8 protein-coding genes and 1 tRNA gene are annotated in these 12779 nt (G+C 43.2%); 3 read left to right on the forward strand and 6 right to left on the reverse strand.

Annotated features, from left to right (window positions below; translation table 11 throughout):
* Positions 1-211: 211 nt before the first annotated feature.
* The 3 genes from cysW to QUB24_RS19685 all read right to left on the reverse strand — a co-directional run bounded on the left by cysW (position 212) and on the right by QUB24_RS19685 (position 3186).
* Entirely contained in the window at positions 212-1090 is an 879-nt protein-coding gene (cysW, locus tag QUB24_RS19675) for a sulfate ABC transporter permease subunit CysW (RefSeq protein ID WP_333154846.1), read from the reverse strand.
* A complete protein-coding gene (cysT, locus tag QUB24_RS19680) occupies positions 1080-1940 on the reverse strand; it encodes a sulfate ABC transporter permease subunit CysT (protein ID WP_333154848.1) in 861 nt (286 codons plus the stop codon). Before cysT ends, cysW begins: the two co-directional genes overlap by 11 nt.
* Before the next feature lie 100 nt (positions 1941-2040).
* Positions 2041-3186 carry a sulfate ABC transporter substrate-binding protein gene (locus QUB24_RS19685; protein WP_333154850.1) on the reverse strand — a complete coding sequence of 382 codons (1146 nt, stop codon included), beginning with the start codon at positions 3184-3186 and terminating at the stop codon, positions 2041-2043.
* 382 nt (positions 3187-3568) lie between these two features.
* Here QUB24_RS19685 and QUB24_RS19690 point away from each other — a divergent pair, with 382 nt between their 5' ends.
* Positions 3569-5725 carry a WD40 domain-containing protein gene (locus QUB24_RS19690; RefSeq protein WP_333154851.1) on the forward strand — a complete coding sequence of 719 codons (2157 nt, stop codon included), beginning with the start codon at positions 3569-3571 and terminating at the stop codon, positions 5723-5725.
* Between the two features lie 140 nt (positions 5726-5865).
* Positions 5866-5938: transfer RNA gene (locus QUB24_RS19695), tRNA-Thr, on the forward strand.
* Between the two features lie 325 nt (positions 5939-6263).
* Here the strand turns inward: QUB24_RS19695 and QUB24_RS19700 are convergent.
* From QUB24_RS19700 to QUB24_RS19710, 3 genes are all read right to left on the reverse strand, one after another.
* On the reverse strand, positions 6264-8714 hold the full coding sequence (locus QUB24_RS19700) for a hypothetical protein (protein WP_333154853.1): 2451 nt from the start codon (positions 8712-8714) through the stop codon (positions 6264-6266).
* Positions 8715-9027: 313 nt separating this feature from the next.
* The gene (locus QUB24_RS19705; protein ID WP_333154854.1) at positions 9028-10917 is read right to left on the reverse strand and encodes an aminopeptidase P family protein; all 1890 of its coding nucleotides are present in this window, start codon (positions 10915-10917) and stop codon (positions 9028-9030) included.
* A 16-nt stretch (positions 10918-10933) separates the two neighbouring features.
* Positions 10934-12103 (reverse strand): pyridoxal phosphate-dependent aminotransferase, encoded by a 1170-nt coding sequence (locus QUB24_RS19710; protein ID WP_333154856.1) that lies wholly within the window; start codon positions 12101-12103, stop codon positions 10934-10936.
* Between the two features lie 96 nt (positions 12104-12199).
* On the opposite strand from QUB24_RS19710, the gene QUB24_RS19715 reads away from it, so the two are divergent.
* Positions 12200-12775, forward strand: coding sequence for a Uma2 family endonuclease (locus tag QUB24_RS19715; RefSeq protein ID WP_333154857.1), 576 nt, complete (start codon positions 12200-12202; stop codon positions 12773-12775).
* Positions 12776-12779: the final 4 nt, after the last annotated feature.

The following is a 12779-nucleotide window of genomic DNA, read 5'->3' on the forward strand; positions in this document are numbered from 1 at the left end:
TAATGACTAATGACTAATGACTAATGACTAATGACTAATGACTAATGACTAATGACTAATGACTAATGACTAATGACCCAGGAATTTCTTGATGGTACCCGCCACGTGATTTATCCGTGGAATCAATCCCAAATCGAAAATCGAAAATCCTCAAGCCCCCGAATTTATCTCGCGCAAGTCAATCTAAAATCTAAAATCTAAAATCGATTGACTATTCTTCAACTTCTTTTATCCTAGTTTTTCGTTCTAAAATCTCCTTAAGCACGAGGGTAACAACTGCTAAAAGACCTAGAACTACCGCAGCAGAAAATGCGGCTTGCGTCGCATACTGCTTGTAAGCATCCTCTACAAACAAAGGCAAAGTTTGCGTTTTTTTAGCAATATTTCCCGACACCACAGAGACGGCTCCAAATTCTCCCATTGCTCTAGCATTGGTCAAAATTACTCCGTAAAGCAATCCCCAGCGAATACTGGGAAGCGTGACATTCCAGAAAATTTGCCAGTCATTTGCTCCCAAAGTTTTCGCCGCCTCTTCTTGATCAGTTCCCACTTCTTCCAAAACAGGAATTACTTCGCGGGCCACAAAAGGCAAGGTAACAAAGGCAGTAGCCAGCACCATCCCAGGGAAGGCAAAAATAACCTTAATATTGGCCGCCTCCAGCCACTGCCCGAACCATCCCAGCCGACCGTAAAGCAGTACAATCATTAAACCTGCAACTACGGGAGAGATGGCAAAAGGCACGTCTAAAAGGCTAATTAATAGCGTCCGACCCGGAAATTTGTTGCGACCAATTACCCAGGCTGCACACAAACCGAATACTGTATTTATAGGCACAACTATCAGAGAAATTATCAGGGTTAGTTGGGCTGCGTGCAGAAAATCGGGCGAGGTTAAGTTAGACAAAAATGGCTCAAATCCCTTTCTGAAAGCTTGATAAAAAACGTTGAGAGTGGGGATAAATAAGACAAGAGCGAGATAGCCGATCGCAATTCCGATTAAAGTTGGTTTTACCCAAGCTTTTTCCTGACGCCGACTAGAACCTGCGGGCGGAAATTTGTAATCAGCAGGTGAATTGATATTAGCCGTCATAGCGTCTTCTCCATGCTTGTAAGAGATTAATGGCGAACAGCATTGCCAGGGAAATACCTAACATGACAGTACCGATAACTGTTGCTCCTGCATAGTCGTACTGTTCCAACCTTTGAAAAATTAATACTGGGGCGATTAAATCTTTGAACGGTATGTTAGAAGCTACAATTACAGTAGATCCGTACTCGCCAACCGCTCGCGAAAATCCGAGTGCTACTCCGGTTAAAATAGACGGAAATAGCGGTGGCAAAACTACTCGCCAGAAAGTTTCAAATTGAGAAGCACCTAAGCACCAAGCTGCTTCTTCGATATCTTTTTCCATCTCGTTTAAAACTGGCTGTACGGTTCTAACGATAAATGGCAAGGAAATAAATATCATCGCTATACCTACGCCCAATCGAGTAAAGGATATCTTGATTCCCAAAGGTGCAAAAAGCGAACCAATCCAGCCGTTATCGCTGTAAACAGTGGCGAGAGTTAAACCGGCGACGGAGGTGGGCAGTGCAAAAGGCAAATCGACGATTGCATCTACAATCCGTTTTAAGGGAAAGTCGTAGCGGACTAAAACCCAGGCAATTAATGTGCCGAATACTCCGTTAATTAATGCCGCAATTAATGCCGTAAAGAAGGTGACATCGTAGGCGGAAAGGGCGATCGGACTGGTGGCAATTTTCCAAAATTCGGCTGGGTTTGCTGTGCTGGCTTTCAGTAGCATTGCTGCAACTGGGAGCAATAGCATTAAGCTGAGGTAGCCTAGGGTGATTCCCCAAGGTAAGGTGATTTTGCCGATCGCCTTTTTGATATTTTCGATCGGAGATAGAGGGTTACTGATTGCAGATGATCCAGCCATAAGTCAATAGTTTTGAGTGGGAAAGAATAAGTGCTGTAGGGGCGGGTTTTACCAATAATAATTGCCTAAAACCAATCATCTCGTAAACCCGCCCCGACCACTACTGTCTAATTGAACCTTGAATTTTGTCAAAAACAGCTCCGTCATCGAAGAATTTCTTCTGAATATCTCCCCAACCTCCTAAGTCTTGAGCTGTAAATAGGGTTTTGATGGGGGCATATTTTTGGACAAATTCTGGTTCCGCCGCTACTGTCGCATCTACTGGGCGGAAGCCTGCTTTGGCAAATTCTCGCTGAGCTTCTGGGGTGTACAGAAACTTGACAAATGCTTCGGCGACTTCGCGAGTACCGTGTTTATCAACGTTTTTATCGACAACGGCAATGGGATTGTCGATCGAAACATTGACTTCGGGAATACTATAAGTCGGTTTTTCGCCTTTCTCACCAGCCAAAATAATCTCGTTTTCGTAGTTAATTAAGGCGTCGCCTTGCCCTTGTTTGAAAAATACATCGGTGGCTTCGCGGGCGTCTTTAGTCAGGATGGGGACGTTTTTGTAGACTTTAGTAGTCAAGTCTAATGCTTTGGTTTCGTCTCCTCCGGTTTTAACAACCGAACCCCAAAGTGCGAGGAAATTCCAGCGGGCAACGCCTGATGTTTTAGGATCGGCAGTAATCACTTTTACTCCGTCTTTGCTTAAATCTTCCCAGGTTTTGATGCCTTTGGGATTGCCTTCGCGGGTGACTATTGCTCCTACGGATTTGCTGACTATGCCTTCGTTGGGGACTTCTTTTTCCCATCCGGGCTCAATGAGTCCGGCTTTTTCGATTTTTGCGGTGTCGAGGGCGAGGGCTAGGTGTACGATGTCTGCTTCTAAACCGTCAATTACGGCGCGAGTTTGGGAACCGGAACCGCCGTAGCTTTGGTTGAAGGTGACGGTTTGGCCTTTTTCTTTTTGCCATTGTTCTACGAATTTGGGAATTATCGCTTCGTGGGCCGCTTTGGTGACGGCGAAGGATACTAGGGTTAATTCTACGTTGCCTTTGTTGGCTGCTGGGCTAGCACCGCCTGGAGTGGCTGCGGGGTTGTTTGTGGTTCCCTGGCCGCAGGATGCAACGGCTAGACTTAAAGTTATTCCCACTAAAAATAGCGATACAAATCTTTTCATGGCAGTAAATGATTGATTTGTGCTGGCTGATCGCTGTTGCTGCCAGTAAAGGTGTTGAGTTAGGCGTTGCCACGGGGTCATTATATTTGTTCCTCTAGATAAAGTACGGTTCTTAGGTCGGAATACCGTAATTATGGTTGTGAAGTACGATTATAGACAAGAGCGAGTCAAAAGGCAACAAAAAAAACAAATTGGGGGAACTCAGGGTCGATCGCATATCCTGAAGTCTTTTCCGTCGGTGTTTTTGAGTCAGATTCGGGGTAAAATGTAAAGTGTATAAATAAATATTATTATTAAGTTAAGGTGCTAAGCTGGCGCGGCTGCACGATACGCCTGCAAGATACGCCTTACGACTACGATCGGCCGATCGCCCAAATCTAATAGCCCTGCCAAGAGTCCCCGCCCCAGCGAGATATGCCTGACTCGCGCGATCGTCCTTAAGTAAGAAAAAGTTTTAACTGGTATGTCCTTACCCCGCCCAGTCTCAGACACCCTAATTGAACTGTTGAAGCCTGTAGCCTCTGAATTGGGAGAAAGATTGGGAGCAAGCGCTGTCAACGAACGCTATGCAGAAATTGAGCCCTCTGGTTCTTCAGCTTTAAACCAGCAAATCAAAAAAGACCCCCGCTGGATTAAAGCACAAGTAAGATATTTGCAGCGGCAGCAGGCCAGAGAACAAGAATTAATCGCGATCGCCGACGCAGAAGAAAGGGTAAAGGAAGAACGAGCTAATCGAATTAAGGCACAAGAAGTAAGAGATAAGCGGGCAATTAGCCGACTTTGCCGCGACTTAATGCGGGAGTTTCAATCAGAAGCAATTCGAGTTAAGCTGAGCGAAATTCAAACTCTTTGGGACAAGGACAACTGGTTTTCTAATTTGAGCAGGCAGGAAACTGAACAGATTTTGCAGCAGCAGCAGCACCGATTGCTGCTGTTAGTTGCTCCCGCAAAAATTAGCCAAGATTGCCCCGATTCGTTTCGCCACAATCTGAATATCGAGCTGCCGGCTAAGTTAAGAGCTTTTTTGAACCAGCACTACCCCCCCCATGGAGAGTTGTGCCCGGTTCAGTTTTACGGAGACTATTTCAAAAAATCCATTTCTGATATTGATGTGGAGCGGTTGCAGACTGTGTTGTCTCCCGTACCGACAGCTATACTGTACAGCGATATCAGCGATTATGAAGTTAATTTTCATGTGGGTTTTTGGGGAGTTATCAATCAGAGCGTTTCTCTAGTAGCTATGCAGCCTTGGAATTGGGAAGAGGTTTATCACCAGTTGGAGGCGGAGGGGAAAGATAAAAAGCTGAGCCTGCGGATTATTCGGCAAATAATTGTGACTATTCACAAGTTATTGGCGGCTTTTTTAGCTGATTTGTATTATTTAAATATCGATTTTACTCACGAACCTCAACTATTTAATTTAGAGGCGGAATTTGCTCAAGAATGGTTTTCTAAAGATTGGGCCAAACCGTATATTGAAACTCTTAAAGAAATTCAGGAGCAGCAGCGAATAGTCTCTAAGGGAGAGATGCGGCGGCTGGCGCTGCGAGAGGCGAAAGCTAGGGCGGAACGCCAGCGTTTGGAGGAGGCTGAACTCAAACGCAGACAGGAATCTGAGGCTGCAGCTAAGCGGGTGAAGGAATTAGCTCACAAATTAAAACATCAGAAATGGCGGTGTGTATATACGGTGCCAGGACATTCATCGTTTGTGAATTCTCTGGCGATTAGCCCTGACGGCAAAATTTTGGCTAGCGGTAGTTGGGATAAAACTATTAAGATTTGGAATTTAGAAACAACGGAATTAATTGGCACTCTGACGGGACATTCCGATCGCGTAAATTCGGTTGCTATTAGCTATGACGGAAAAATGTTGGTCAGCGGCAGTTCGGACGAAACAATTAAGTTTTGGAATTTGCACAGCGGCGATTTGCTGTGTACTTTTCCGGGACATTCTATGGAGGTGAATTCGGTGGCGATTAACCCGAATGGCTTGGTAATTGCTAGCTGCGGCGGCGCTGATAATACTATTAAGCTGTGGAATTTGCGGAGTGGTGAGTTGCTGCGGACTTTGAGGGGTCATTCTGACAATGTGAATGCGGTGGTTTTTAGCCCGGACGGTAAAATATTGGCGAGTGGCAGTTCGGATGCGACGAGTAAGGTTTGGGATGTGGAAAGTGGCAAGTTGCTGCGGACTCTTTCGGGGTTGAATGTTGGGGTGAATTCTGTGGCGATCGCGCCGGATGGTCAGATTCTTGCTAGCGTCAGCAATGATTATACGATTAAGCTGCGGAATTTGCATACGGGCAGTTTGTTGCGGATTTTAAATACTAATTCTGGGAGGGGAAAGGGTGTAACGAATTTAGGAACGAATGAGGCGGTGCATATTTTGCAGAATTATGTGAGTCGGGGCGAGTCGGTTGCTATCAGTGGGGACGGTTTGACTTTGGCTAGCGGGTGCGATGATAATACGATTAATATTTGGAATTTGCAGACGGGGGAGTTGTTGACCAGTCTTAAGGGACATTCGGGTACGGTGTACTCGGTGGCGATCGCGCCTTCGGGCAATTTGCTCGCCAGCGGCAGTGCGGATCAGACGATTAAGATTTGGCGCTGCGATTAGTTAATTGGCAGTGGGCTGTGGGCAGCGGGCAGAGAATTCCGGTTTTGCCCTTGCGGGGAGGGGTTTTGAGCCAATTTGAAAAAAAAGTTGGCTGGGGGGGTTGCGCTGAGCACTATAAGTTTGCTATATTAAGTTTCACTGCTGGTGTAACTCAGTTGGTAGAGTAGCTGATTTGTAATCAGCCTGTCGCAGGTTCAAATCCTGTCACCAGCTTTACTGATAAGACCAAGGCTTGATGAAACTTCGAGCCTTGGTCTTATTTTTAGGTATGAAGTGGGTCTAGAACCCCATACCCAACTAAGCTCTTAAAGCTCGGCTTTCTGATATAATGTCCTATCTTAGTAGTCTCTAAAAAGTGCGAAGTAAAGCTAAGCTAGATAGGGATTTAGAGCTGGTTGGCTATCTAGTAGGGTATATACCTGTTTTATTTGTTTACATCTACTAAATTTCATTCTTTTTACTGACTTAAGTCAAAGGCTTCATACTTTAGTAGAAAGAGCTAGGGTAGATTACCACATCATACCCTAACTAATTGTTTCTAGCTTGCCTCTATTTCTTCTGATATTGACAGAGCCTCATGTAATGCAGATAGGTGCTTTAATACATCGGCACTCACTTTAGATTCCCATTTACTGTCTACTTTTTCAAGCGCTGCATATAGGGTAGCTATTGACATCTGCAACCAACCTTCAATACCTCCCTGCTTTGTTTTTCGTACTAGATTGATTGCTGACTCGATTGCTAATTTATCCTTTAAATCTTCAGCATCTTTCAATATTTTATCAGCCTGTAACTGCTTAGCTGATTGATCCTTTAGCAATAAATCAATTAGCTGTACCTTTATTCGATGACTCCATCTTTCCACACCTGACTCATAAAAGTGATGTGGGGTTAGCACTACCCCATTCTCACACCTGAAACCGATCGACAATCTTGACAGTTGGTAGAATACATCAATCAAGTCCCTCCAAACTAAAGTGTCTAAATGTGGTTGTTCATCTAGTAGATTGTGAACTACTAACATTAACTTACCCGGATCGGGCTTATGGAAGAGTTGCCCCCCTAACTCTATTTTTTCATCCTTGCTTTTTTGCCAGTGTTTCCAGTTCTTAGTCATTAACTCAAGTAGCTGAGTAACGTTGTGTTGATCGTAGGTTTGCAGTGTTTGCAAGTTAATCAATTGTCCTTTACCCACCTCTGATTCAGAAGTAAAGGGACGAGAGAACTTTTTAAAGGTTTCAATTACTTGATTGATTGACTTAGCAGTAGAACCAAATCCACAAATATCTGCTACTGAGGTAGGCATTGATACTTTGTTTGCGCCCGTAAATCTTGCCGGATTAGCAGCTAGAAACTTTTGCACTATTTTTTCAAGTTGGCTTTTAGCTTCCCGCACTAATTGCCGATCGGCACTCGTACACCTTAATAGACTGTAGAACTCGCTATCTCCGACATATTGGATCGATGTAGATACTTTAGTAGAAACCTTGCCCGCTCTTGTGTCCTTTGATATCTGACTTGTAATATCTAAAAGCTGTCTACTTTGTAACATCCCTTCATAGTAGATCTCAATGTATATCTCCCTGTAAATTCCTCTCTCTTGCTTGATAATTAACTCCACGTTTTCAAATTCAAAGATACTTAGTAGATAATCCCGGACTTCTTCAAAGCTAGGAAAATTAATAGGAAACTGTTTTCCCAAGCGAGCGGGAACCCTCTTAAGCCATTTAATAACCCTAGATACCTCTGATTGCCCTATACCTCTTTCACTCCCCCAAATAAACCTGTATGTTAATTTTTTAGCCTCCAATTCTTGAATAAAGGAAACATCTGCTAACGTGTGACTCCTATAGTAGTTATCCGTATACAAGGAATTATACTTGAACTCTGCTTTGTCTAAATATTTCCTGATTACTACAGTAGATTCTCGCAAACTCTCTGGATTTAACTTTTTCCCTTGTACTACCTGAATTAATAGGTTTTCTAGCCTAGCAATAAGCTTTAGACTATTTACCTTGTTTTGATTTTTGAGTCTGTCAATTTCCCTATGCAGATAAGCAATAGCTTGATTCTGACTGAGATTACCTACTACATACCTCGCAAGGTCATACTCTGGCACTTTAACCGGAAGTCCTATTAACTTCCATTCCTTACCCGATGGTTCTAAGCAAGCTAATAAAGGAGTAGTACCAACTACCGACCTAAATATTACAGTTCCCTGTGCTACTTTTGCACCGTCCAACTTAATAGGCTTAGGTCTTTGCCGCTCTACCAATTCTTGTGGTCGTTTATATTCTTTTTCCCAATCAGCAAAACTTATTATTTCAATGACTTTAGAGCAAACTTCCTCGAAATCCTTATTAACAGCTATCTTCTTATTCAACAAAAAAACTACATAATAAAGGAGATATCTCAAAACATCTTCACTAGCAGGAACGCACAAGTAATCAAGTAAATTTAAAAGAACTCTACTATTTTCCTCCGATAATAACTCATTATTTTGATACAGAGAGACTGCGACATTTTTAACATATTTTCTGTTTATTTTTCCCTTAAACCACCTTAGCCACGCCTCGATATTAATGTTATATTCAGCAACTAACCTTTTACCCTCCTCTATTTGTTGACTAAGAAGCTGAGAAGATGAGATTTTTTGATATTGGATTATGGCTCGTTCAATAATCCCTTTAAATTTATTCTGGAACTTTTCTAAGCTTTGTTCTCTACTTTCTGAGTCAGTATGTTGTGTATTGGTATTGGCATTGCTCTTTGTTTTCCACTCACAACCTTGGCCTGTCTCATTGAAATGAGAGAAGTGAGAAACTCTCTCTCTACCTGGCTTAAAAAAGATAAGTTCTCTACATTTACCACAAGTAAGACCTAGCTTTTTATAGGATTCATAGTTTAGCGTATCATCATCAGGTGTAAATTCTTTATCTAAAAACATAGATATGGCAAAAGGAATAGATACTTCTGATTCTGCTTTCACAAAACTTAACCCCCCTTGTTTTTGGTAATTATCATTATGAATTTAACAGTAGTCCTCTGCATAGACTGTGACTTAAATCACCTAATTGTCTGAAAACCTAAAATTCTATAGCAATAGTTTTAGCTATTTATCAGTAGGTGATTTTATCCTGAGAAGTGTAACTATGTAACTAGGTAACAGTAGGGAGATGGCAGTGCCGTGTCCCTATCTGATATATGCTATTTTGTAGCTTTGGGGCGGGCTCGCCTGCCCACCCCACAAGAGTTTCCCGAAAAATAGGTGCACAAGTTAAATGTGCGACAAATTACAAGGCTTAACCTAACGCAGCGCAGGCTTTTTTCAACCATTCAATTGTTGCTGCATCAAGTACGGGTTCCAGTTTCTCGACTACCGAAGCGTGATAATTATTCAACCATGCGAGTTGAGTCTTTGAGAGTCGATCGACATTTATCAATTTGCGCTCAAACGGAATATACGTCAGGGATTCAAATCCGTACCAAACGGTACCGTTTTTGGATGGCATTTCCCTGACAACATAGAGATTTTCGATGCGAATTCCGCCCCATCCCGGTTCGTAATATCCCGGTTCGATGCTCGTTACCATTCCCGCTTCCAGGGGATACTGCACAGATTTGCTGATGCCATTTGGCCCTTCGTGACCGGCTAAAAACGCGCCGACTCCGTGCCCTGTACCGTGTCCGTAGTCTAGCTGTTCTTGCCATAATACCGCACGGGCGATCGCATCTAATTGCGTTCCCGTTGTTCCTTTGGGGAATTGCTGCATTGCACAGTTGATGTGCGCGATTAAGACTGTTGTGTAGTGTTCTATTTGTAGCGCCGTCGGTTCTCCGATACTTACTGTTCTCGTATCGTCGGTTGTACCTGCTAAATATTGCGCTCCTGAGTCAAGCAGCAGCAGTTCCCCCGGTTTTAACGTTATTTCAGGGCTGGGGGTTCCGTAATGTACGATCGAGCTATTGGCTCCCGCACCGGCGATCGTTCTAAAAGTTAAAGTCTGAAAATCAGTTTCTTGCTGGTAAAAATTTTCGATGCTTTCTTTTACATCAAACTCGGTAACTACCTTACCATTTTCTAGCTGTTCTGTCAACCACTTTAAAGTCAAAGTTTTCGCTCGACTTGCTTTAAAATTGGCTGATTTCATCTGCTCAATTTCTACGGGATTTTTGCGAGCTTTCATCCCTTCTACCGGATGTGACTTAAAAACTATTTCGATGTTGTAAAACTGTGCTTCTTGATGGTTTAATATTAACTGGTACGTGCCTGCTGTGCTGTGTTTCGGGTCTAAAAGTACCCGAACTTTATGTGGCAAATTTACGCAAGTTTCTAATGTATGCGGATAGTCGGCGTAGGGAAGCAAAGTTACATCCGCCCGCAATTCTTGTTTGATTTCTAGCGAAATTCGTTCGGGATTTGTAAACAAAAACGCTGAATCTGTGGTGACAAGGGCATAGGATATGAAAATGGGAATGTGGGGAATATCCGAGCCTCGGAGATTGAACAGCCACGCTATTTGATTCAGGTTGGTAATCGGAAGCACATCAATGTTGGCTTTTTGCATCGCTTCCCTGACTCTGGCTAATTTTTCGGCTGCGGTTTCTCCTGTCAGGGATGCAGGTAAGCTAAATATGGGTTCTGCATCAATCGCGGGTAAAGTCTCTGCTGTTTGCCAAGGAGTTTGCGATCGCACTTTGTCTGTCAAATTCTCCGGGATTGGTATGAGCTCAATCTCCGCCGTTGCAAATTTTTTCACCCAATTTTGATATTGCTCTGTCGCTACGGTAAATGGGTCAAAACCAAGGCGAATTTTCCTTGATTTTTCTGCCGATTCTGCAGCCAGTTTTTCTAAAGTTTCAATTAAGGTTAAATTTCCTTCTAAGCCGAGTTTCGATATTTGAATAATTCCAGTATCGACTTGCAATTCGGCTTGTTCGTAATAGCGGGAATCCACAAACAACCAAGCGGAATCTTTGCCAACCAACAAATCGCCGGCGGAACCCGTAAAACCGCACATCCAAGCTCGCCGCTGCTTGGCTGCTGGAACTGATAAATTTAAGTGTTCGTCAACCGCTGGGATGTAATAGCAATCTAAGTCGTAGTCTGCCATCAAATCGCGCAAGTCTGCCAATTTTGCAGCGGAGGTATCTTGAATATTTGTATTTGCTTTCAAGTTCGTGGCAACCATTTTTAATTTTCCTATTTTACTTGTTTAAAATTGTCTTCAAACCTTTAACTAATCTCCTAATACCTGCGGTGGCGGTTGCTTTTTCCAAAGCACCGTAAGCCACCCGCAAATAGCAGCCGTTATCCATGCCGAAGGTTGTACCGGGAAGCACCGCTACGTGATATTCGCGAATTAATTTTTCTACTAATTCCATTGTATCGATTTCAGTATCAACTTTCAAGAAAAAGTAGAATGCTCCAGCGGCCGGGGAAATTGTACACAAACCTTGGATGCTATTGAGTTCGTCTAATACGAGTTGTCGCACAGATGCGATCGCCCTTACGTAATTATCGCAGTAACCTCTACCAACTTGCAAGGCTCCCAGGGCTGCATACTGAGAAATTACGGGCGGACAAATTAAGATGGTATCTTGAATCTTTCTCACTGAAACCAGCAAGTGTTCTGGTATTACCATATACCCGATCCGCCAACTCGCAAAACCGTAGGCTTTGGAGAGGCTAAACAGAGAAATTGTATGTTCGCTGCTATTGGGAAAAGCGGCGGGCGAACAGTGTTTTACGGCGTTATAAGTAAAATATTCGTAAGCTTCATCGCTGATGTGATAGATGTTGTGCTGGCGACAAATTTCGTTAACTTCTCGGAGTGCTTCGGCTGAATAAACAACACCAGTGGGATTATTTGGTGAAATGGTAACTATGGCTCGCGTTTTGTCGGTAATTGCTTTTTTTATAGCATCGAGATTAAGTTGATAGTTGGCGTCAGTTTCTACTATCACAGGTCGGCAATTTGCCATAATTGCCGCCATTTCGTGGTTGAAATAATAAGGGGATTGGATAATAACTTCGTCCCCCGCCGAAGTGATAGCGAGAATAGCGTTGGTAAATCCCATGTTGCTGCCGGCGGTAACGACAATGCAGTTTTTACTATTAATTTCAATGTCGTTATCTGTTTTTAGTTTGGCTGCGATTGCATCCTGTAATTGTGGAATTCCTTCCACGGCTTTGTATTTGTGATTGTCGAGATTTGCGAAGAATTCGGGAATTTTCTCAAATGATTCTTGTGGCGGATTGTAGTAAACTACACCTTGTCCTAAAGATATTGTTCCCGGATTTTGGCGAATCAGTTCGCCAACTACGGGAATTATGGGCGACTGCACCGATTGCATTCTAGTGGGGTAATTTTTCATATAATATTTTGTTGCTTGGGGGGTTAACTAAATTATAGATTGAAAATAGCGATCGTGCTAAAATGAAATATCAGCTCATAACAGGAGAGACTTCCTATGTCAACGATTACTGTCAAAGATGTTGAGCAAGTTCAAAAGGCTTTTTCTGAAGCTGGTTTAGATTACCAAATTGAACTAGAAGACGGGAGACTTTCAATTATGGGCCCATCTGACATCGTATCCAGTGAAATCAGCAGCCGTCTCATTGCCTTTCTTTTCGCTTGGGTAAATCCCCGCCGTCTCGGACGAGTTTTTGACTCCGCAGGCGGCTTTATTATGCCAGATACTAACGTCAAAGCGCCCGATGTTTCCTTTGTGCGCGCCGCACGATTGCGCCAAAGTCCGCGTTATTTTGGACAGTTGGTTCCCGATTTGGTGGTAGAGATTAAGTCTCAAAGCGATCGCACGCAGCCTATCGAAACCAAGGTTTTGAAGTTTGTTGAGCTCGGAGCGATTGTCGGAATTGCGATCGATCCTGATGCAGAAACAGTGAAGATTTATCGAGCGGCTGGCGAACCACAAATTTTACAAAATGGCGATATCTTAACATTACCAGAACTTTTCCCCGGTTGGGAATTGCCCGTTTCAGAATTGTGGCCTCCTATCTTTACAGAAGAAGAAACACAATTCTAGAAAA

The sequence above is a fragment of the Microcoleus sp. B9-D4 genome (assembly GCF_036705105.1).
Classification (GTDB): domain Bacteria; phylum Cyanobacteriota; class Cyanobacteriia; order Cyanobacteriales; family Microcoleaceae; genus Microcoleus.